Source organism: Paracraurococcus lichenis (assembly GCF_030657435.1).
Lineage (GTDB): Bacteria > Pseudomonadota > Alphaproteobacteria > Acetobacterales > Acetobacteraceae > Paracraurococcus > Paracraurococcus lichenis.
Genome location: NZ_JAUTWS010000019.1, coordinates 100,750 through 121,948, shown reverse-complemented (window position 1 = coordinate 121,948; position 21,199 = coordinate 100,750). Strand labels below are relative to the sequence as shown.

The 21,199-nt window shown below is 70.7% G+C and carries 20 protein-coding genes and 2 pseudogenes; 9 read left to right on the top strand and 13 right to left on the bottom strand.

Going from position 1 to position 21,199, the window contains the following annotated elements; all coding sequences use genetic code 11:
• The 5 genes and pseudogenes from Q7A36_RS20035 to Q7A36_RS20015 form a co-directional block, all read right to left on the bottom strand.
• Positions 1–498 (bottom strand): annotated as a pseudogene (locus Q7A36_RS20035) (hypothetical protein); the annotation flags it as partial.
• A gap of 8 nt (positions 499–506) precedes the next feature.
• Positions 507–1,403 (bottom strand): VOC family protein, encoded by an 897-nt coding sequence (locus tag Q7A36_RS20030; protein WP_305105510.1) that lies wholly within the window; start codon positions 1,401–1,403, stop codon positions 507–509.
• The gene (locus Q7A36_RS20025) at positions 1,400–2,305 is read right to left on the bottom strand and encodes an SMP-30/gluconolactonase/LRE family protein (protein ID WP_305105509.1); all 906 of its coding nucleotides are present in this window, start codon (positions 2,303–2,305) and stop codon (positions 1,400–1,402) included. Before Q7A36_RS20025 ends, Q7A36_RS20030 begins: the two co-directional genes overlap by 4 nt.
• Positions 2,306–2,315: 10 nt before the next feature.
• Positions 2,316–2,780, bottom strand: coding sequence for a cupin domain-containing protein (locus Q7A36_RS20020; protein WP_305105508.1), 465 nt, complete (start codon positions 2,778–2,780; stop codon positions 2,316–2,318).
• Positions 2,780–3,247, bottom strand: a complete 468-nt coding sequence (locus tag Q7A36_RS20015; protein ID WP_305105507.1) for a DoxX family protein — start codon at positions 3,245–3,247, stop codon at positions 2,780–2,782. Before Q7A36_RS20015 ends, Q7A36_RS20020 begins: the two co-directional genes overlap by 1 nt.
• Before the next feature lie 119 nt (positions 3,248–3,366).
• On the opposite strand from Q7A36_RS20015, the gene Q7A36_RS20010 reads away from it, so the two are divergent.
• The gene (locus Q7A36_RS20010) at positions 3,367–4,932 is read left to right on the top strand and encodes an FAD-dependent oxidoreductase (RefSeq protein WP_305105506.1); all 1,566 of its coding nucleotides are present in this window, start codon (positions 3,367–3,369) and stop codon (positions 4,930–4,932) included.
• A gap of 10 nt (positions 4,933–4,942) precedes the next feature.
• A complete protein-coding gene (locus tag Q7A36_RS20005) occupies positions 4,943–6,766 on the top strand; it encodes a glycoside hydrolase family 15 protein (RefSeq protein ID WP_305105505.1) in 1,824 nt (607 codons plus the stop codon).
• 109 nt (positions 6,767–6,875) lie between these two features.
• Here the strand turns inward: Q7A36_RS20005 and Q7A36_RS20000 are convergent, their stop codons facing one another.
• Both Q7A36_RS20000 and Q7A36_RS19995 read right to left on the bottom strand, forming a co-directional pair.
• Entirely contained in the window at positions 6,876–7,454 is a 579-nt protein-coding gene (locus Q7A36_RS20000; protein ID WP_305105504.1) for an SDR family NAD(P)-dependent oxidoreductase, read from the bottom strand.
• Positions 7,342–8,151 (bottom strand): annotated as a pseudogene (locus Q7A36_RS19995) (IS110 family RNA-guided transposase); the annotation flags it as partial. The gene Q7A36_RS20000 and the pseudogene Q7A36_RS19995, both read right to left, overlap by 113 nt.
• 91 nt (positions 8,152–8,242) lie before the next feature.
• Between Q7A36_RS19995 and Q7A36_RS19990 the strand changes: the two are divergent.
• Positions 8,243–9,487: a Zn-dependent hydrolase gene (locus Q7A36_RS19990; RefSeq protein ID WP_305105503.1), complete on the top strand. Its 1,245-nt coding sequence runs from the start codon at positions 8,243–8,245 to the stop codon at positions 9,485–9,487.
• A gap of 18 nt (positions 9,488–9,505) precedes the next feature.
• On the opposite strand, the gene Q7A36_RS19985 is transcribed toward Q7A36_RS19990, so the two are convergent.
• From Q7A36_RS19985 to Q7A36_RS19975, 3 genes are all read right to left on the bottom strand, one after another.
• The gene (locus tag Q7A36_RS19985; RefSeq protein ID WP_305105502.1) at positions 9,506–10,495 is read right to left on the bottom strand and encodes a hypothetical protein; all 990 of its coding nucleotides are present in this window, start codon (positions 10,493–10,495) and stop codon (positions 9,506–9,508) included.
• 142 nt (positions 10,496–10,637) lie between these two features.
• A complete protein-coding gene (locus tag Q7A36_RS19980) occupies positions 10,638–11,384 on the bottom strand; it encodes a VIT1/CCC1 transporter family protein (RefSeq protein ID WP_305105501.1) in 747 nt (248 codons plus the stop codon).
• A 45-nt stretch (positions 11,385–11,429) separates the two neighbouring features.
• Entirely contained in the window at positions 11,430–11,999 is a 570-nt protein-coding gene (locus Q7A36_RS19975; RefSeq protein WP_305105500.1) for a hypothetical protein, read from the bottom strand.
• Between the two features lie 144 nt (positions 12,000–12,143).
• On the opposite strand from Q7A36_RS19975, the gene tkt reads away from it, so the two are divergent.
• The 4 genes from tkt (at position 12,144) to Q7A36_RS19955 (ending at position 17,020) form a co-directional block, all read left to right on the top strand.
• Positions 12,144–14,183 (top strand): transketolase, encoded by a 2,040-nt coding sequence (gene tkt / locus Q7A36_RS19970; RefSeq protein ID WP_305105499.1) that lies wholly within the window; start codon positions 12,144–12,146, stop codon positions 14,181–14,183.
• Positions 14,184–14,326: 143 nt separating this feature from the next.
• Positions 14,327–15,343, top strand: coding sequence for a type I glyceraldehyde-3-phosphate dehydrogenase (gene gap / locus Q7A36_RS19965; RefSeq protein WP_305105498.1), 1,017 nt, complete (start codon positions 14,327–14,329; stop codon positions 15,341–15,343).
• A 91-nt stretch (positions 15,344–15,434) separates the two neighbouring features.
• Positions 15,435–16,625 (top strand): phosphoglycerate kinase, encoded by a 1,191-nt coding sequence (locus Q7A36_RS19960; protein WP_305105497.1) that lies wholly within the window; start codon positions 15,435–15,437, stop codon positions 16,623–16,625.
• 161 nt (positions 16,626–16,786) lie between these two features.
• Positions 16,787–17,020 (top strand): hypothetical protein, encoded by a 234-nt coding sequence (locus tag Q7A36_RS19955; protein WP_305105496.1) that lies wholly within the window; start codon positions 16,787–16,789, stop codon positions 17,018–17,020.
• Positions 17,021–17,039: 19 nt separating this feature from the next.
• On the opposite strand, the gene Q7A36_RS19950 is transcribed toward Q7A36_RS19955, so the two are convergent.
• On the bottom strand, positions 17,040–18,557 hold the full coding sequence (locus Q7A36_RS19950) for a KAP family P-loop NTPase fold protein (protein WP_305105495.1): 1,518 nt from the start codon (positions 18,555–18,557) through the stop codon (positions 17,040–17,042).
• Between the two features lie 222 nt (positions 18,558–18,779).
• Between Q7A36_RS19950 and Q7A36_RS19945 the strand changes: the two genes are divergently transcribed.
• The gene (locus tag Q7A36_RS19945; RefSeq protein WP_305105494.1) at positions 18,780–19,328 is read left to right on the top strand and encodes an NUDIX hydrolase; all 549 of its coding nucleotides are present in this window, start codon (positions 18,780–18,782) and stop codon (positions 19,326–19,328) included.
• A complete protein-coding gene (locus Q7A36_RS19940) occupies positions 19,328–19,690 on the top strand; it encodes a hypothetical protein (protein ID WP_305105493.1) in 363 nt (120 codons plus the stop codon). The genes Q7A36_RS19945 and Q7A36_RS19940 overlap by 1 nt, the downstream gene beginning before the upstream one ends.
• A gap of 29 nt (positions 19,691–19,719) precedes the next feature.
• Here the strand turns inward: Q7A36_RS19940 and Q7A36_RS19935 are convergent, their stop codons facing one another.
• Together Q7A36_RS19935 and Q7A36_RS19930 are read right to left on the bottom strand one after the other, a co-directional pair.
• Complete coding sequence (locus Q7A36_RS19935) at positions 19,720–20,508, bottom strand: creatininase family protein (protein ID WP_305105492.1); 789 nt, start codon at positions 20,506–20,508, stop codon at positions 19,720–19,722.
• Positions 20,508–21,080, bottom strand: coding sequence for a peroxidase-related enzyme (locus Q7A36_RS19930; RefSeq protein WP_305105491.1), 573 nt, complete (start codon positions 21,078–21,080; stop codon positions 20,508–20,510). The genes Q7A36_RS19935 and Q7A36_RS19930 overlap by 1 nt, the downstream gene beginning before the upstream one ends.
• Between the last annotated feature and the right edge of the window lie 119 nt (positions 21,081–21,199).

Here is a 21,199-nt window from a genome sequence, read left to right as displayed (position 1 = left end):
ATTACTGCCGTGGTCGCGGCGCATCGCCAGGCCGCGGGCAGCGCCGGCACTTAGGTCGCCGAACTGCTGGCATACCGCCATGCCGAGCGCCTGGATCGCCTCATAGCGGGTGCCGCGCCTGGCCACGTGCCAGACCAGCATCTCGGCGTTCCCGTGTTCCACGACGCCGAACAGCCATGCCTTGCCGTCCCGGACGGTGGTGACTCGGGTGGTGCCGATCTTCCCTATACGTTCGGCGCCGCGGTGATGGCGCTCATGGCTCGTCTCCGGCCGCGACCGGGCCCGGTGCGGCGAGAGCAGATGGCGCTCGCGCATGAGCCGCAGCAACACCTCGCGCTTGCGCCCCGCGCTCCGACGCTGGCCGGGCGCAAGCGGGCCCAAGGCTGCGCCGCCCTTGGCCAACGGGGGAGCTTGGCCTGAGGACAGCGTGGACGGGCTGCGCCCACCCTCGCTGACCACAGGCGCATCTCCCACGTCAGCTCGATCCTTCTGGTCCATGCTGCACTTCACCATGCCAGTTTCCGGTCGGACACATCGGTGCCCCGGGGAACCGGGTGCAGCTCAATGCAGTGGCCGTCCGGGTCGCGCAGGATCCGCGGGGCGTTCTCCGCCGCACCGGACGCCATCGCTTCCAGCACCAGGCGGCTCGCCGCCACATCGGCGTTCGACGCGGGCGGCGGGCCGGCGCGGGAGGGCGGGTCGTAGCCGAGCAACTCCAGATGCGGCCCCGGCACGCCCGGCTGATGCAGCGCTACCACCGTCGCCCGCGCGCCCGAAAGGCCGTCCAGCCGCGCCTGCTCCGGTCCGTGGTTCAGCGTCCGCGCCGCGGCCTCGAAGCCGAGCCCGCCGTAGAAGCCGAGGCTCGCCGCGACATTCGTCACGGTGATTGCCGAATGGTCGATGCCAAGGCAGGGCCCTGCCGCCGTGGGGCGTCCCCGCCACGCCGGAGGCACGCGGCCGGGCGGGAATTCCAGCAGTTCCAGCGGGTGCCCTTCCGGGTCGCGGAACTTGAAGGCGGTGACGCCGCCCGAGCTTTCCGGCAGGCGCTGCGGCCCGCCGGTGGAGATCGCCGTCCAACCCGGCACGCCGCGCAGCCGGGCATGGGCCGCCTGCATGTCGGAGACGACGATGGCGAAGTGCCGGAACCAGGGGTCGTCGGCCCGACGCTCCGCGGGATAGGGAAGGCCCGGCGGGTCGAAGGCCAGCAACTCCACCTCCTCCCCGCCGAGCCGCAGGCGCGTCGCGCGGGCCCGCGCGACGGGGATCTCCATCAGCCCTGCGAAGCCCTCGCCGGCGCGCGTCTCCGTGCCCAGCACCTCGAAGCCCAGCGCATCCCGGTAGAAGGCCGCGGCCCCGGGCGCCGCGCTGGTCAGGCTGATGCGGGCGACGCGCCAGGCGCTCACGGCCACTGCACCCCACGGCGGTTGAGGAAGATGGCGTAGAGCGTATGGGAGCCGCCGATGAAGAGCCGGTTCCTGGCGAGGCCGCCGAAGCAGAGGTTGGACACCAGATGCGGCACCAGCACCTTGCCGAGCAGCCTGCCGTCCGGCGCGATGCAATGCACGCCATCCCCGGCGCTGGCCCAGACATTGCCGTCCTCGTCCACCCGCAGCCCGTCGCAATAGCCGGGCTCCACCTTGTGGAAGACATCGCCGCCCGAGAGCCTGGTGCCGTCCGGCGAGACGTCGAAGACGCGGATATACTGCCGCGGCTGCGCCTGCGTCTGGTCGCCGGTCTCGGAGACGTAGAGCCGCCGCTCGTCCGGCGAGAAGGCCAAGCCGTTCGGCCCGTCGAAATCGCCGGCCATGACGCGGATCTCGCCCTTCTCCGGGTCGAAGCGGTAGAGGGCCGGCGGCTGCTCGGAGTCCTGCCGCCCGCCCTCGTAGTCGCTCTGGATGCCGTAGAGCGGGTCGCTGAACCAGATGGTCCCGTCCGACCTCACCACCACGTCGTTCGGCGCGTTCAGCCGCTTGCCGCCGTGATGCGCGACCAGCCGCGTCAGCCGCCCGTCCAGCTCCGTGCGGTAGAGGCAGCGGCCGTGGTGCGAGCAGGCGATCAGCCGCCCCTGCCGGTCCCGCGTCTGGCCGTTCGCGTAGTCCGAGGGCGCGCGGTAGACGGAGACACCGCCCTCCTCGGTCCAGCGCATGGTGCGGTTGCGCGGGATGTCCTGGAACAGCAGGCAATTCGCATCGCCCATCCAGACCGGCCCCTCGATCCAGCGGAAGCCGGAGGCGAGTTCCTCGAGCGGCGCATTGCCGTGGATGTACCGCTTGAAGCGGGGATCGCGGATCTCGAAGCCGTCCATGGCGGGCGCCTCAGCGGAAGCGGCAGGGGGAGGCGAGGGTCGGCGGAGCGTCCATCTGCACCACCATCAGCACCGCCGGCTCGGGCCCGACCGTGCCGGAGCAATGGCCCTTGCGCCCGTCGTGCTCCCGCGTGCCCTGGTCCTCGCCGAAGGAGATCTCGCCCGGTCCCATCTCCACCCGCTGACCGTCCATGGATTCCACGAACCAGCGGCCGGAGAGCGGGATGATCCATTGCGGGCGGGGGTTCTCGTGCCAGGTGCCGGTCCAGCCCACCGGCTGCACCGTGACCATGACCGTCATCCCGCCATGCGTCTTCCGCCCCTGCCATTGCGGGTCGGCCGGCGGGCTCATGGACTTCAGGTCGAACTCCGTCAGCGTGCAGCGGGTCTGCCGGCTGACGCCCTGCTCGTCGGTCCAGAGATGCCAGTAGGGAATGCGCGGCGCGGCGTCCGCGTCCGTCGGCGTGGGGGCCATCAGCGGATGTCCTGCGGCTGCGTGTAGGGATGGGAGGAGGCGAAGGGATGCGCGAGGAACTCGCCGACCGTCACGCCGCCGAGGGTGATGAGCAGGAAACCGCCGGCCAGCGACAGGTTCTTGAGGAAGTCCCAGAAGAGCCCGCGCGCCTGGCTCTCGCCCGCCCGCCAGAAATCGCCCGGGCGCCAGAAGCGCTTCCAGAGCAGCGCCGTCACCACGCAGTAGCCGGCCATGACCAGCGCGGCCAGCCGGTCCGCGGTGCCCGTGAGGATGCCGAGCGGCATCAGGATCTCGACGGCGAGGCCGGCCAGGATCAGCGCGCGCGCCACGCCCTCGGCCGGCGCCACCTCCCGCGCCTGGGCGACGGCGCCGCGGAAGTTCAGCACCTTGTCGAGCGCACTGAAGGGGAAGAACAGCACCACCAGCAGGTACCGGACCGCGAAGGTGACCGCGACGCCCGATGCCATCATCCCCCTCCGTGCCCACCAGGACCCTAAGCGCGACGGCACCGGGCGGGTTGCCGCCCGGAACGGCAGCCGCATCCGCGGCGTTCCGCAACCTGCCGGATCACGACCCAGGAGCCGCCATGGCCACCGAGCGCTACGACGTCGTCATCATCGGATCCGGCCCCGGCGGCGGGACCATGGCCTGGAAGCTCGCGCAGACCGGCAAGCGCATCCTGCTGCTCGAGCGCGGGGAGTACCTGAAGCGCGAGCCGGAGAACTGGAACAGCCGCGCCGTCTTCGCCGAGGGCCGCTACCAGACGAAGGAGACCTGGTATGGCGCCGACGGCAGCAGCTTCCGCCCCGGCCTGCACTACTACGTCGGCGGCAACAGCAAGGTCTATGGCGCGGTGCTGTTCCGCCTGCGGGAGGCGGATTTCGGCGAGATCCGCCATCCCGACGGGATCTCGCCCGCCTGGCCCATCGGCTACGATGCCTTCGAGCCCTGGTACCAGGCGGCGGAGGAACTCTACCACGTGCACGGGTTGCGCGGGGAGGATCCGACCGAACCGCCCTGCCCGAAGCCCTATGCCCATCCGCCCGTCTCGCACGAGCCGCGGATGCAGGAACTCTTCGACGGGCTGAAGCGGGAGGGACACCACCCCTTCCACCTGCCGGTCGGCGTGCTGCTGGAGGAGCGGGACAGCGAGCCGACGCCGCATTCCCCCTGCATCCGCTGCTCGACCTTCGACGGCTATCCCTGCCTGGTGAACGGCAAGGCCGATGCGCAGGTGATCTGCGTCGACCCGGCGCTGCGCGCGCATCCGAATCTCACGCTCATGACCGGAACCTACGTGGAGCGCCTGCGGACCGACCAGCGGGGGCACACCGTGACGGCGATCGAGGCGGTGCGCCATGGCGAGCGGCTGCGCTTCGCCGCCGACATCGTCGTCGTCGCCTGCGGCGCGCTCTCCTCCGCCCTGCTCTTCCTGCGCTCGGCCAACGACGCGCATCCGGCCGGCCTCGCCAATGCCTCCGGCCTGGTCGGGCGGAACTACATGCGGCACAACAACTCGGCGGTCATGGCGATCTCCCGCACGCCGAATCCGACCCGCTTCCAGAAGACCATCGGCCTCAACGACTTCTACTTCGGTGCCGAGGACTGGGACTACCCGCTCGGCCATATCCAGATGCTCGGCAAGTCGGACGGCACGCAGGTGGAGGCGGACGGGCTGCCGGGCTTCCTGCAATGGCTGCCGCAGAGGCCCTTCGACTGGATCGCCCGGCATTCCGTGGATTTCTGGATCACCTCGGAGGACCTGCCATTGCCGCAGAACCGTATCTTCTACCAGGACGGCAAGGTGCGCCTCGACCTCACCGAGACGAACATGGAGGCGCACCACCGGCTGAAGGAGAAGCTGCGGCGGCTCTGCGACCGACTCGACATCCATCCCCACCTGCTCGACCGCAATCTCTATCTCGGCCAGGACATCCCGATCGGCGGCACGGCGCACCAGGCGGGCACGCTGCGCTTCGGCACGGACCCCGCGACCTCGGTGCTCGACACCGACTGCAAGGCGCACGGGCTGGACAACCTCTATGTCACGGACGCCAGCTTCTTCCCCTCGATCGGCGCGGTGAACCCGACGCTGACCATCATCGCCAATGCGCTCCGCGTCGCCGGGCGCATCGAAGTGCGGCTGGCCTGAGAAGGGCGTCATGACCAACCGCATCGAGGACTACGCCGTCATCGGCAACCGCGAGACCATGGCACTGGTCGGGCGCGACGGCGCGATCGACTGGCTCTGCCTGCCGCGCTTCGACAGCCCGGCCTGCTTCGCGGCCCTGCTTGGCGGGCCGGAGAACGGCCGCTGGCGCATCGCCCCAGCCGATTCCGCGGCCCGCGTGACCCGCCGCTACCGCGACGGCACGCTGGTGCTGGAGACGCGTTTCGAGACGCCGGACGGCGCCGCCACCCTGATCGACTGCATGCGCCGGCGCGACGGCAGCGCCGACATCGTCCGGCTGGTGCGCGGGGAGCGCGGCCGGCTGGCGATGCGCAGCGACCTCGCCATCCGCTTCGACTACGGCCGCGACGTGCCCTGGGTCTCCCGCCTGCCCTGCGGCCGGCTGCGGGCGATCGCCGGGCCGGACCGGCTGGTGTTGGACACGCCGGTGCGGCTCCGTGGCGAGGACCTGACCACCGTCGCGGAATTCGAGGTCGCGGCCGGGCAGGAGGTGCCCTTCCTGCTGACCTGGTCGCCGTCCTTCCACCCTCTGCCGGCCCGGGCCGATGCCGCCGCCGTCATCGAGGCGGAGGCGGGCGCCTGGCAGGCCTGGAGCAGCCGTTGCGCCGGCGGGGGCGAATGGGCCGAGGCGGTGCGCCGCTCCCTCATCACGCTCCGGGCGCTGGCGCATCACGAGACCGGCGGGATCGTCGCCGCGGCCACCACCTCGCTCCCGGAGCAGATCGGCGGTCCGCGCAACTGGGACTACCGCTTCTGCTGGCTGCGCGACGCGACGCTGACGCTGCTCGCGCTCATGGATGCCGGCTATGCCGAGGAAGCCGCCTCCTGGCGCGAATGGCTGCTGCGCGCCGCGGCCGGCAGCCCGAAGAACCTGCAGATCATGTATGGCCTCGCCGGCGAGCGGCGGCTGGACGAGTGGGAGGTGCCCTGGCTCGGCGGCTACGAGGGCTCGCGCCCCGTGCGCATCGGCAATGCCGCCTCGGGGCAGCTTCAGCTCGACGTCTATGGCGAGGTGATGGACGCGCTCTACCACGGGCGCCGCACGGGCATCGAGGCGCTGGAGGATGCCTGGAACCTGGAGAAGGCGCTGGTCAACCATCTCATGCAGATCTGGGAGCAGCCCGACGACGGCATCTGGGAGGTGCGCGGCGACCGGCAGCACTTCACCCATTCCAAGGTCATGGCCTGGGTGGCGCTGGACCGCGCCATTCGCAGCGCCGAGGAATTCGGCATGCGGGGACCGGTCGCGCATTGGCGCGCGGTGCGCGCACGCATCCATGCCGAGGTCTGCGAGCGAGGCTTCGATCCCGGCCTCGGCAGCTTCGTACAGGCCTTCGGGGCGCGGCACCTCGATGCCAGCCTGCTGATGATCCCGCTGGTCGGCTTCCTGCCGCCCGAGGATCCGCGGGTGCGGGGGACGGTGGCGGCGATCGAGCGAGAGCTGCTGCGGGACGGCTTCGTGCTGCGCTACGACACCGGCAGCGCGGTGGACGGGCTGCCGGCCGGAGAGGGTGCCTTCCTCGCCTGCAGCTTCTGGCTGGCCGACAACTACGTGCTGCTCGGCCGCACCGCCGAGGCGCGGGCGATGTTCGAGCGGCTGCTCGATCTCCGCAACGATGTCGGGCTGCTGGCGGAGGAGTACGACCCGGCGCTGCGCCGCCAGGTGGGGAATTTCCCGCAGGCCTTCTCCCACATCGCCCTGGTCAATACGGCCCACAACCTGACCAGCGCGCACAAGCCGGCCCAGCGGCGCGCCCGCCGTGCCGGTCACGCGGCATCGGGGCCCGGCCACTGAGTGGAGGCCGCGCCGGGAGCAGGCGGTGTCTTGCCGCGACCGGCCGGGCCAGGGTGCCGCGTGCCGCCGCCCGCCATGCCCGACGCGGCGGATGCGGCCATCGGCCGGCCTATTCCTGCCGGCGCGGCAGGAGCAGGGCGATGCCCTGCGCGATCGCGGTCCGGGCGATCGCAGGCAGGGCGAGCAGGCTGCCGCTGACCGGCCCGAGCACCAGCGTCCTCTGCCGTCCCAGTGCGCGCAGCGCCGCTGCGGCGACATGCGCCGGGCTCTGCGCGCCGGGGATGTCGCCGCCCCAGCCCGCCCGCGCGGCGAAGCGGCTGCGCGTCGCGGTGGGACAGAGCGCCAGCACGTCCACCGGCTCGGCCACGAGTTCGGCGGCCAGCGCTTCCGCCAGCGACAGGTCGAAGGCCTTGCTCGCGGCATAGGCCGCCAGCCGCGGGACCGGCGCGAAGGCGGTGTTGCTGGAGACGACGATCACCCCTGCCCTGCCGCCGGCACGCCGCGCTCGCGCGATCATGCCGGGCAGGAGGCGGCGTGCCAGGACCGCGGGGGCGAGGACGTTCACCGCGATCGTCTCGCGCAGCGACGCCTCCGACTGCGCGAGGAAGTCGCCGAAGCGCCCCGTCCCGGCATTGAGGATCAGCAGGTCGACGCGCCCCGTGGATCCGCATCTTGCGCAGCTGGACATTCCCTCGCTTGCTGATACCCAGCAGCTTCGGCTTGCCGCCGGTGGTCAGTTGCTTCGGCACCAGCCCGAGCCAGGCGGTGAGGTCCCGGCCGCGCCCGAAAGTCGCGGCCTTGCCGATGGCGGCAACCAGCGCCGTCGCCGTCAGCGGCCCGATGCCGGGGATCGAGATCAGCAGCCGGGCGGTCCCGTCAGTCCGTGCCTGTGTGGCGAACTCGCCATCGAAGGCGGCGATGCGTCGGTCGAGCTCGCGCCACTCGGCCCGCATATCCTCGATCAGCCGGCGGGTCCGTGGGCTGAGGCCGTCCTGACCTCCTGTCCCCTGCTCCGCGAGGAACAGCTCCAGCTTGCGACGCCCCTTGGATACGGTGATGCCGCGCTCGAGCAGGAAGGCACGCAGCTGGTTGATCAGGGCCGTCCGCTCGCCGACCAGCCGATCTCGGGCGCGAGGCAGGCTCTGCATGTCGCGCTGCTCCTCGCCCTTCAGCGCGACGAACCGCATCGTCGGCCGTGTTGCGGCCCCGGCAATCGCCTCGGCATCCCGGTCGTCGTTCTTCTGCGACTTGACGTAGGGCCGCACATACTCTGGAGACATCAACCGGACCTGGTGACCCTGCTTCTGCAGCACGCGGCCGAGGTGGTGCGATCCGCAGCAGGCCTCCATCGCGACGATACGGGTCGGCAACTCCGACGCGAGCGCCCCCGCGTCGCTCCAAGGCCTGAGATTTGCGCCTATGGGGCGAGGCCCCCCCCCCTCGCCCCGCGCGCCGCCCGCTGCTAGACCCCGCCGCATGAGCGGCACGAACCAGCGCATCGACGGCAAGCGGCTGTGGGACAGCCTGATGTCCATGGCGGAGATCGGCGCCACGCCGAAGGGCGGCGTGAAGCGCCTGACCCTGACCGAGGTGGACCGGCAGGGCCGCGACCGGTTCCGCGGCTGGTGCGAGGCGCTGGGCCTGACCGTCCGCGTGGATGCCATCGGCAACATGTTCGCCAGGCGGGAGGGCCGCGACCCGGCCCGCCTGCCGGTGCTGCTGGGCAGCCACCTGGACAGCCAGCCCTCGGGCGGCAAGTTCGACGGCGCGCTCGGCGTCATCGCCGGCCTCGAGGTCATGCGCACGCTGAACGACCTCGGCATCACGACCGAGGCGCCGATCGAGCTGGTGAACTGGACCGATGAGGAAGGCAGCCGCTTCGGCCATTCGCTGATGGGCAGCGGTGCCTGGGCCGGCGTCTATCCGCTCGACAAGGTCTATGGCCTGCAGGATGTTGAGGGCGTCACGGTGGACCAGGCGCTCACCGCCATCGGCTACAAGGGCGAGCATCCCGCGAAGCCCTTCCCCGCCGACGCCTATTTCGAGCTGCATATCGAGCAGGGCCCGATCCTGGAGCGCGAGGGCCAGCAGATCGGCATCGTCACCGGCGCGCAGGCGCAGGTCTGGTACGACGCGGTGGTGACGGGCCAGGACGCGCATGCCGGCACCACGCCGCCCTCGGCCCGGCGCGACGCGCTGGTCACCGCGGCCCGCATCATCGACCTGGTGGACCGCATGATGCGCACCCGCGGCGAGGATGGCCGCGGCACGGTCGGGCAACTGCATGTGCTCCCCAATAGCCGCAACGTCGTCCCCGGCGAGGTCCGCTTCAGCGTCGAGTTCCGGCACCCGGATTTCGCCGAGATCGAGAGGCTTGCGGCGGACTTCCCGCGCGAGGCGGCGGCGATCGCCGACGGCGCCCGCACGCCGCTCGCGCTGACGGAGCTCTTCCGCTTGCCGGCGCAGCCCTTCGATGCGTCCTGCGTCGACCTCGTGCGGCAGGCCGCGGCGAGGCTCGGCCTGCCGGCGCGGGAGATCGTCTCGGGCGCCGGGCACGACGCGGTCTATGTCGCGCGCAGCGTGCCGACCGCGATGATCTTCACGCCCTGCAAGGACGGCCTCTCCCACAACGAGGCGGAGAGCATCGAGCCCGGCGAGGCCGAGGCCGGCTGCCAGGTGCTGTTCGAGGCGGTGCTGGCGCGGGCGAACCGGGCGCTGTAGCCCGGCGCCCGCGCCGCGTCAGGCGATGAACAGCTCCGGCATCGGGGCGGCCGTGCCGATCGGCACCTCCGCGGTGATGGCGGTGGTGCCGAAGACCTGGTTCGCCAGGTCGGCGACGAAGGGCGTGAGCGTCAGCGTCGCGTCCTGGCCGATCTCGAAGACCGCGATATTGCCGGAAAGCTGCCCGTAGACCGAGACATTCGCATAGATCGCGCTGTCCTTGGTATCCACGATGAAATCGGCGAAGTCGAGCGAGCCGGCAGCGTTGGAGAGCGTCAGCCCGCTGCCCTGGTGCAGGATGACCAGGCTCTCGCCCAGCCCGGCCGTGCCGCCGGTGACGGGGAAATCGGCTACGGGGAAGGCGCCGGAGGCATCGAGGCCCGCCGAGCCGGTCAGCCCGACCTCGATGCCGAGCGAGGCGAGCACCGGCGCCGAGGTCAGCGTCACCAGCGTCTCGCCGCCGACGAAGGGCTGGGTGTCGCTCTCGTGCGGCAGGAGGACGACATCGGGCCCGGTCGAGGGAAAGGTATCGGCCAGGCCGATGACGACATCCGGCGTCACCGCCGGCGCGCCCAGCACGCCGCCGACGGTCTGCGCGACGATCGGGGTCAGCGTCAGCGTGGCGCCATCAGCGCCCAGGCTGAACAGCGCGACATTCGGCACGGTGTATCCGTTCACAGCGACGTCGCCGGCGATGGTGCCGAACAGCGTGTCGATGCGGAAATCCGTGAGCTCGATCGTGCCGGCATGGGTCGAGAGCGCGAGGCCGCTGCCCTCGTGCAGGATCTGGGTGATGCCCGGCGCATCGCCCGCCGTGCCGCCGGTGATCGGGAAGAAGGCCACCGGGTCGCCGGCGCCGGCATCCACGCTGGCCGAGCCGAGCGGGGCGACCTGGATGCCGAGCGCGGCGAGCGTCGCGGCGGAGGTCAGGGTGACGGTGGTTTCGCCGCCGAGGATGGGCCGGGTTTCGGTGGTGGGCGCGAGCGTCTGCAGGCTGGCATCGGACATGTCAGTCTCCCGGGTCGCGTCATGCGGAAGGTGCAGCAGGCGGGCTGCCGATGGGCCACCGCCCTGCGCCGAGGAGACTGAGGAGACCTGGACGGTTTGCCAGATTGCCCACAATTAAGTGATCTACGTTCGGACGGTCCGCTCAGCCGCCCACCAGCCTCGCCACCGCATAGGCGACGGCCGCGGCCAGCCCGCCGATGCCGAGCGTCTGCGCCGCTGCGCGCAGCGGCGGCAGGCCGGTCGCCCGCGCCTTCAGCCAGCCGAAGCCGAACAGCGCCGCGCCGGTCAGCGCGCAGCTCACCGCCAGCGCCGTCGCGGTCTCCGTCAGCAGGATATAGGGCGAGAGCGGGATGAGCCCGCCCACCACATAGGCGCCGCCGATCGTCGCCGCCGATTGGGCCGCGCGCCCCGGCGCCGGCTCGCTCAGCTCCAGCTCGAAGCGCATCATGAAGTCCACCCAGCGCCGGCGGTCGGAGGCGACGGCCTCCGTCGCGCGCTGCAGCGTCTCGCCACGCAGCCCGTAGCGGTGGAGGATGGCGGCGACCTCCCACTTCTCCCGGTCGGGGTAGCTGTGGGTCTCCGCCTCCTCCCTCTGTCGCTCGGCGGTGTAGTGCTGCGCATCCGTCCGCGCGGCGAGGTAGCCGCCGAGGCCCATGGCAACGCAGCCCGCGGCGATCTCGGCAAGGCCCGCGGTCACGATCAGCGGGTTGGCGGCCACCGCGCCAGAGAGGCCGGCCGCCAGCGCGAAGGGCACGGTCAGCCCATCGGCCATGCCGATCACGAGGTCGCGGACGGTCTCGGAACTCGTGAAATGCTGCTCGCCCTCCGGCGGCCCGGGCGGCTGTGGCGGCAGGCCTTCGCGGTAGGGAGCGGGGGCGGGCGTATCCATGGACGTGCTCTATACCGCGCTGCAGCGGCGCGCCGCCAGCGCCGCTCAGAGAATGCCGAGTTGTCGCAGGGCAGTCTCGGCCGCGGGCTTCAGCGTCCAGCCGTGCCAGACGCGGCCCGAAGCATCCTCATGGCGGGTGAAGTCGATCAGCAGGGCCGAATAGACCTTGGGGGCGGAGCCGTCCTCGGCCGGCGGCGCGGTCCCAAGCCAGGGCTCGCGCTCCGAACAGAGGCTTCCCACGGCAAGGTTGATGTAGCCCCCGCCGCCCTTGTTGATGGCTTCCGCCAGGCTGTCGGAATCGCGCCCCGGATCGGCCGCGATGGCCCGGAGAACCTCCACCTCCCAGGCCGCGAGCGGCCTTGCCCTGCACGCCTCCACCACCCTGTCGTGCAGGCCCCGGTTGCGCGTCCGCTCGGCGATCGCGGCCTTGCGCCCGAGTTCCGCCTCCGACTTCGCGCGGACACGGCAACGCTCCTCGACCTCGATCGCCAGCAGGATGGTCTCGGCCTCGCGCTTCTGCCGGTCCGTGCCCTGCTCGATCCACCGCATGGCATTGGCGCGCAGCGCCGCCAGGGCGGCGGGCTCCATCTTCGGAATCTGGTCGACCACGCGCATCGGCCCGGCAGCTCCTGACGATGTCAGAATAAACTCTCCTTCCGGCGCGGCAATACCGGCAGTCGCCATCCCAGCGGCTGCCGGTCGCGGTTGCCGCCCCGCGCCCATCGACGTATAGGGCCGGGCGATCCGGAGACCTCTGCTGTGGCCAGTCTTGCCCCGAGCCCCGACGCCCCCAATCCGGCCCTCGAGGCGCAGGCCGCGATCCTTGCCCGGCCCGTGACGGAAGAGCGGCAGATGGCGAACGCGATCCGGGCGCTCGCAATTGATGCCGTGGAGAAGGCGAAGTCCGGCCATCCCGGCATGCCCATGGGCATGGCGGATGCCGCCACCGTGCTCTTCACGAAATTCCTGAAATTCGACGCCGCCGATCCCCGCTGGCCGGACCGCGACCGCTTCGTGCTGTCGGCCGGCCACGGCTCGATGCTGCTCTATGCCCTGCTGCACCTGACGGGGCATGCCGGCATGGGGATCGAGGAGCTGCAGCGCTTCCGCCAGCTCCATTCCCCCGCCGCCGGCCACCCGGAATACGGCGAGCATCCGGGCATCGAGACCACGACCGGCCCGCTCGGCCAGGGCATCGCCAATGCCGTCGGCATGGCGCTGGCCGAGCGCCTGCTGGCCGCGCGCTTCGGCAAGTCCCTCGTGGATCACCGTACCTGGGCGATCTGCGGCGACGGCTGCCTGCAGGAAGGCATCAGCCACGAGGCCGCCTCGCTCGCCGGCCATCTGCAGCTCGACAAGCTCTGCGTCCTCTACGACGACAACAGCATCACCATCGACGGCGACACCGGCCTCTCCTTCACCGACGACACGCTGAAGCGCTTCCAGGCCTATGGCTGGGCGGTCCGCCGGGTGGACGGGCATGACCCGGCCGAGGTCGCGGCGGCGCTCTCCTGGGCCTGCAAGTCGAACAAGCCGACCCTGATCGCCTGCCGTACCATCATCGGCTTCTCGGCGCCGACCAAGGCCGGCACCGCCGGTTCGCATGGCAGCCCGCTCGGCCCGAAGGAGGCAGAGGCGGCCAAGAGCGCGCTCGGCTGGAACTACCCGGCCTTCGAGGTGCCGGACGGGCTACGGGAGAAGTGGCAGGCCGCCGGCCGCCGCAGCGCCGGCACGCGGCATTCCTGGCTGAAGCGCCTCGCCAAGCACCCGATGCAGGCGGAGTTCGAGCGCGCCATGGCCGGCCGGCTGCCGGAAGCCTGGCACGAGCCGCTGGCGGCGCTCCGCGCCTCGCTCGCCGAGGGCAAGCCAAAGCTCGCCACGCGCGTCTCCTCGCAGAAGGCGCTCGAGGCGCTGGTGCCGGCGGTGCCGGAGATGGTGGGCGGCTCGGCCGACCTCACCGGCTCCAACAACACCAATGTGAAGGGCGTCCCCTCCGTCCAGCGCGGCAATTTCGCCGGCCGCTACATCCATTGGGGCGTGCGGGAGCACGGCATGGCCGCCGCCATGAACGGCATGGCGCTGCATGGCGGCATCATCCCCTATTCCGGCACCTTCCTGGTCTTCGCCGACTACATGCGCCCGGCCATTCGCCTCGCGGCGCTGATGCGCCAGCGGGTGATCCATGTGCTGACGCATGACAGCATCGGCCTCGGCGAGGATGGCCCGACCCATCAGCCGGTCGAGACGCTCGCCGGCCTCCGGTGCATCCCGAACCTCGCGGTCTTCCGCCCGGGCGATGCGATGGAGACGGCCGAGTGCTGGGAACTGGCGGTCAAGCGCGCCGACGGCCCCTCGGTCCTCGCCCTCTCCCGTCAGAACCTGCCGGCCTTCCGCGGCGATGCCGGGGAGAACCGCTGCGCCCGTGGCGGCTATGTGGTGGAGGAGGCGAGCGGCCCCCGCCGCGCCACGCTGATCGCCACCGGCTCCGAGGTGAGCACGGCGCTGGCCGCCCGGACGGCGCTGGAGGCGGAGGGGGTCCCGGTGGCCGTCGTCTCCCTGCCCTGCTGGGAACTTTTTGCCGCGCAGGACGCCAGCTATCGGGATGCGGTGCTGGGCAGCGCGCTGCGGGTCGGGGTGGAGGCCGCGATCGGCTTCGGCTGGGAACGCTGGCTGGGGCCGGACGGCCTTTTCATCGGCATGAGCGGCTTCGGTGCCTCGGCGCCGGCCGAGGAGTTGTTCCGCCATTTCGGCATCACGCCGGAGGCGGTCGCCGCGGCGGTGAAGAAGCGGCTGGGCTGAGACCCCCGGAGCAGACCGCCGCAGGCCGGAAACACGCGGCGGTGTGGATCTGCTCCGCAAATCAACGGGCGGGAGCATCCCGCCGCTGCACAGGCGGCGGGGGGATGCTCTAGGATAGCGGTTCGGAAGAAGGAAGACGAACAATGGCCGTGAAGGTCGCCATCAACGGGTTCGGGCGCATCGGGCGCCTGGTACTGCGCGCCGCCATCGAGAGCGGCCGCGACGATATCGAGATCGTCGCCATCAACGATCTCGGCTCGGTCGAGGCGAATGCCCACCTGCTGCGCTACGACAGCGTCCATGGCCGCTTCCCCGGCGAGGTCGGGGTCGAGGGCAACAAGCTGCTGATCAAGGCGAATGGCCGCACCTATGCGCCGATCACCGTCAGCGCCGAGCGCGACCCGACCAAGGTGCCCTTCCAGGGCGTCGACGTGGCCGCCGAGTGCACCGGCATCTTCACGTCGAAGGAGAAGGCCTCCGCCCTGATCCAGGCCGGCGCGCGCAAGGTCGTCATCTCCGCCCCCGGCGACAATGCCGATGCGACGATCGTCTACGGCGTGAACCACAACACGCTGACCAAGGAGATGACGGTCATCTCGAACGCCTCCTGCACCACCAACTGCCTCGCGCCGGTGGCGAAGGTGCTGCACGACAATTTCGGCATCCAGCGCGGCTACATGGTCACCATCCACGCCTATACCGGCGACCAGAACACGGTGGACACGCTGCACAAGGACCTGCACCGCGCCCGCGCCGCGGCGGTCAGCGCCATCCCGACCTCGACCGGCGCGGCCAAGGCCGTCGGCCTGGTGCTGCCGGAGCTGAAGGGCAAGCTGGACGGCACCGCCATCCGCATCCCGACGCCGAACGTCTCGCTCGTCTCCCTCGACTTCGTGCCGAAGAAGGAAGGCGTGACGAAGGAGGCGGTGAACGCCGCGATGAAGGCGGCCTCCGAGGGCGAGCTGAAGGGCATCCTCGGCTACAACACCGCGCCGCTGGTCAGCATCGACTTCAACCACGACCCGCACAGCAGCACCTTCGACGCCAGCCAGACCCAGGTGGTCGATGGTGCGCTGGTCCGCGTGCTGTCCTGGTACGACAACGAGTGGGGCTTCTCCAACCGCATGAGCGACACGATGGCGCTCTTCGGCAAGCTCTGAGCCTCACCACCCCGGCGCCCACCCGACCTTCCCCCGATCCCGGAGGTCGGGGGGCGCCGTTGCGGCGGGCGCCATCGAAGGGACCTTCCCGATGGCCAAGTTCCGCACGCTCGACAATCTCGACCCCCGCGGCAAGCGCGTCCTGCTCCGCGCCGACCTGAACGTCCCGGTCAAGGACGGCCGCATCACCGACCGCACCCGCATCGAGCGCCTGACACCCACCATCCGCGAGCTCGCGGAGAAGGGCGGCCGCGTCATCGTCTGCAGCCATTTCGACCGCCCCAAGGGCAAGCGCGTGCCCGAGATGTCGCTGCGGCCGATGGCGGAGGCGCTGAGCGAGGCGCTCGGCCGGCCCGTCAGCTTCGTCGACGACTGCATCGGGCCGGAGGCCGAGGCGGCCGCCGCGGCGATGCGCGACGGCGACGTCATCCTGCTGGAGAACACCCGCTACCACGCCGGCGAGGAGAAGAACGACCCTGAGCTGGCCAAGGGCCTCGCCAAGCTCGCGGATGCCTATGTCAACGACGCCTTCTCGGCCGCCCACCGGGCGCATGCCTCGACCGAGGGCGTGGCGAAGCTGCTGCCGGCCTATGCCGGCCGCCTGATGCAGGCCGAGCTCGAGGCGCTGGATGCCGCGCTCGGCAATCCCTCCCGCCCGGTGGTCGCCATCGTCGGCGGCGCCAAGGTCAGCACCAAGCTCGACCTGCTGGGCAATCTCTCCTCTCGGGTGGATGTCCTGGTCATCGGCGGCGCCATGGCCAATACCTTCCTCGCGGCGCAGGGCCATTCGGTCGGAAAGTCGCTGCAGGAGGCCGAGATGCACGACACCGCCCGGCAGATCCTGGAAGAGGCCAAGGGCAACAATTGCGAGATCCTGCTGCCCATCGACCTCGTGGTGGCGGCCGCCTTCGCGGCGAATGTCCCGACCCGCACCGTCGGCATCGATGCCGTGCCGGCCGACATGATGGCGCTCGATGTCGGGCCGGACACGGTGGCGGCGATCGAGGGGCGGCTGCGCCAGGCCTCCACCCTGGTCTGGAACGGCCCGCTCGGCGCCTTCGAGACGCCGCCCTTCGACACCGCGACGGTCGCGGTCGCGCAGTCGGTGGCGGCGCTGACCCAGTCGGCCGGGCTGAAATCGATCGCCGGCGGCGGCGACACCGTCTCCGCCCTCAAGCATGCCGGGGTGGCGGACCGCATGACCTATGTCTCGGCCGCCGGCGGCGCCTTCCTGGAATGGCTGGAGGGCAAGACCCTGCCGGGCGTGGCCGCGCTCGAATAGGGCGCCGGAGGGCACAGGCCCCATGGGCGTGATCGCCTTTCCGCGACCCAACCATTGGTTATTGGCAGGTTAACGCCCGCCTCGCGTAAGGCGGGGGCATGCGCATCGCCGCCGCCCCCGCCGCTTCCCGGTACCGCCCGCCCCGGCGGGTGGCCTTAACCGTGGATTCGGCGCTCGGTGCGACCATCCTGCGCATGATCGCCACCAACTCGCTCAGCGCCTTCACCCCCGCGGTCGGCCGCCCGGGGGAGACCCAGCCGGTCCGCGGCATCGCGCCGGCGGCACCGACCCGCGCGCAGGACGGCGCCACCGCCCCGCAGCGCCCGTTGGAGGCCGTGCCGCCCCAGCCGGGCCGGCCCATGCCGCGCGGCTCGCTGCTCGACCTGCGCGTCTGACGCGAGCCGCAGCGCGCCGTCAGTAATTCGCCAGGAGCCAGCCGAATTGGCCCTGGGTTTCCTCGATCCCGGGCAGGAAGGCGCTCAGGTTGCGGGCGCCCCGCTCGCCGCGGGCGTCCGGCTTTGCCGCGGGCAACAGGCTTAGCAATGCGAGGAACTCCATGCGCCGGTAATCCCGCATCCACTGGCCCATGATGGTCGCGCGCTGGCGAAGTTCCGGGTCCGGCTGGTCCTTTATGTCGGCATAGCGTGCCCTGTACGCTTCCCAGAACGCGCTGCGATAGGCACAGAACACGGTGCCCTCGGGATTGCTCTGCAACCGGAGCTTGTTGCCGGCCCAATCCAGGGGGGTTTGAAAGACCCGACGATAGGCGTCGATGGCGACATGCCTGATCTCGAGGGAAGTCGTCGCGATATCGCGCCGGAAGGGCTGGTCCATCTGCTCCGCCAGTTCGAGATGCCATGCCGTCCAGAGCATGTGGCTGTTCGAGAACCTGCGCGAGCAGACCCGCTCGAAGGTCTTCCGGAGCAGGCGAAGGTTGGCATACATCGGATTGTCCGAAGTGATCGCCTGCAATGCCGTGACGTTCCGCATCGTGTCTTCTTGCGGGTCACATTTCACATAGAGCTCGTCCAGTCTATGGACCAGGGCATGATCGCCGATGTTCCGCTTCTGCTGCTCCCAGAGCCAGCGGACGAAGCTTCCCAGCTCCAGCGGCTCGGTCATGTCGACGTAGATGTCGATGAACTTCTCCAGGATCAGGCGGTTCTCGTAGTCGCTGCCGGCGTCATGCAGACCGAATTTATGTCGGACCGACAGTCCTATCGGCTCGGGGTTGGCGCAGATGACGAAGGCGATCGGCAGGTTCCGCATGGCGAAGAAGACCCGGAGCTGCTTGATGACGGCGAAGGCCTCATCGGGGTCGCAGCGGTCGAGCTCGTCCACCAGGACGACCGTCACCCTCTTCGGGTCGGAAAATACGCTGGCGAGGAGGTCCTGCGCCTGGTCGATCTGGGTATAGTAGGCGTCCACCACCTTCGGCGGCACGGCGGCGATGCCGTCCCGGACTATTTGCACAGCCTCGTAGGTCTCACGCGCCACCTCGGTCGGGTCGAAGCCGCACCAATGGGCCGCCCAGCCCCCGAGCCGGTCGGCATAGGCCTTGCCGAGCGACAGCATGATGGCGCTGATCCGCGCGCCGATATCCTTCTGCGGGTGGTTGCCGTATTTCAGGACCTTGTAGATCAGCGACGGCACGATCTCCATGAAGCCTGCATATTTCCAGGCATTGAAGTAGATCACGCGGGGCGCGTCCGCTCCGCCGTCCAGGATGCGGTTGGCCAGCAGACCGAGGGTGGTCGTCTTGCCCGTGCCCCACCCCCCGAACATGCCGATCGTGAAGGGCAGCCGGCCGCCGGCGATCGCGGCAGTGAGGGTCTTGTGAAGCTGCTGAACGCGTGCCCGCTGCAGCGGTGGCGCGGTGTCCTCGGGTGCATAGCTGCGAAGCCATGCAAGATCGGAGTCGACTTGTGTCATTGGACGTTGCCTAGCGCGATGGTGCAGGGCGCCGCCGGCAGCCTGAAGCCAGCGTCAGGAGAGTGTCGGAGATGCCCCGTGTCCGGCATTCCCATTCCTGGAAATACGATCATCGAGGGGCATCACCCTGTGTTCCGGAGCACAGGATGAAGCGCGAGCGGCTTTCCACCTGCCGTTTCCTGCCCCCTTGCATGCGCGCCCGGTCCCGCCCATCGTCGGGCCATGCCGGATTTCATCCGCACCGTTCCGCCCGGCGACGACCGGGAGCGGCTGACCTGCCCCGATTGCGGCTTCGTCGCCTATGAGAACCCGAAGATCGTGGTGGGCAGCGTCGTCTCGGAAGGCGGGCGGATCCTGCTCTGCCGCCGGGCGATCGAGCCGCGCCGCGGCTTCTGGACCCTGCCCGCGGGCTACATGGAAATGGCCGAGACGGTGGAGGAAGGCGCGAGGCGCGAGGCCTGGGAGGAAGCCCAGGCCCGCATCGCGCTCGAGGGCGTCATGGCGGTCTATTCCATCGCCCGCATCGGCCAGGTGCAGGTGATCTTCCGCGCCGGCTTCGAGAGCCCGGGCTTCGCGCCGGGGCCGGAGAGCCTGGAATGCCGCCTCTTCGCCTGGGAGGAACTCCCCTGGGAGGAGATCGCCTTCCCCTCGGTCCATTGGGCGCTGCACCGCTGGCGCGCGCTGGAGGGCCAGGCGCTCGGCGCGCCTGTGGGCAACCCGGCCGAGGACCCGCGCGGCATGCGGCCGATGCCGCGGCAAGCCGCGCTGTGATGCGCCGACGGGGCCTGCTGGCCGCACTGGCCCTGGCGCTGGCCGCCCTGCCGGCCGGGGCGCAGCAGGTGGGGCGTGGCGGGCGGAAGCCGCCGCCGCTCGAACTGCCGAAGCAGCCCGCCGTACCGCCGCCCTCGATGAAGGGCGGCCAGGTTCCGAATTCCAGCGCGGCGCCGGTGCCTGACCGCAGCCGGGAAGGGCCGAAGGTGGTCGAACAGGACCGTACCCGGCTGAACCCCAGCATCATCAACCGCAGCATGCCCGGCCGCGGCCAGGTGGACCAGGGCAGCCCGGACCTGCTGGAGGACAAGCTGTTCAAGCCCGCGCCGGGGGTCAGGCTGCAGGCGCCGTTCTCCTACTGAGGGAGGATTTCCCTGGCCCCCGGCCTGGGTCAGCGCTGGCCGCGGCCGGGTGTCCAGACGTCATCGGGCGTGCTCCACAGCGCCTTGTCGCGCATGGCCGCGGCCAGCGCCTGCGTCACCGCGGCCAGGATGGCCTCGCCCTTCTCCGCCGTCGCGGCCCGCGGGTCGCCGCGGACGCCGGTGCGCGGCGCCCGCTCCTCGAAGGACCAGAAGCGCACCATGCCGGGCGGCGGGTCGGGCGGCGGGTTGGAGATCGCCGCCTCCAGCCTGTCCTTGCGGACCTGCGCCGCATCCAGCGCCAGCCAGAGGCTCGTCTCGCCCTCGCAGGCGTGCTGGATCCCGGGCTGGGTGGTCAGCGTGTCCGCAATCGCCTTCGGCGCCAGGCTCGGCCAGGTGGTGACCACGATGGGGATGCCGAACTCCACTGCCAGTTCCCGCGTGCTGACCGCCAGCGGGTCCTTGTTGCCGCCATGGCCATTGACGATCAGCAGCCGGCGGAAGCCATCCGCGAGCAGCGAGCGCACGACGCAGCGCAGCACGGCGTGGAAGGTGGCATGGTCCAGGGTGATGGTGCCGCCGAAGGGCAGGTGATGCTCCGACAGTCCCATCCACATCGGCGGCAGCACCACGACAGGCAGGTCGCCCGCCGCGGCGGCGCCGCGCAGCGCGATCTCATGCGCGCAGAAGCTGTCGGTCCAGACCGGCAGGTGCGGCCCGTGCTGCTCCAGGCTGCCGACCGGCAGCACCGCCAGCGCATCCCTCGCGGCCAGGGCCTTCAGCTCCGGCCCGGTCATCCGCTCCCAGCGCAGTTCCGTCATCAGCCGCGCCCCATCGAATAGAACTCGTCGTTCGGCCGCAGGCTGGTGATGTTGGCCATGCGGTTCGACATGCCGAAGAAGGCGGCGATGGCCGCGATGTCCCAGATGTCGTCGTCGCTGAAGCCGAGGTCGCGCAGCGCCGCGCTGTCGGCCTCCTCCACCTCGTTGGCGCGCTGGGTGACCTTGAGGGCGAATTCCAGCATCGCCTTCTGCTTCGGCGTGATGTCGGCCTTGCGGAAATTGGCGGCGACCTGGTCGGCGATCAGCGGGTTCTTCGCCCGGATGCGCAGGATCGCGCCATGCGCGATGACGCAGTACTGGCACTGGTTGTGGGAGGAGACGGCGACCACGATCATCTCCCGCTCCGCCTTGGAGAGGCCGCCGGGCTTGTCCATCAGCGTGTCGTGGTAGGCCATGAAAGCCCGGAACTCCTCGGGCCGGTAGGCCAGCATGAGGAAGACGTTCGGGATGAAGCCCGACTTCTCCTGCACCTTCTCGATGCGGGCGCGGATGTCCTCCGGCAGGTCGGAGAGGCGCGGGACGGGGTAGCGGCTGATCGGGGCAGCGGTCATGGCGGGGTACTCCACCCGGACGGGCCATCCGGCCCGCCAGGCATGATCGGTGTCGAGGCGGATTCACGCCCCCGGGCCATCCGGCCTTCCGGCGATCCGTCCCGGGCGACCCTAAGCCC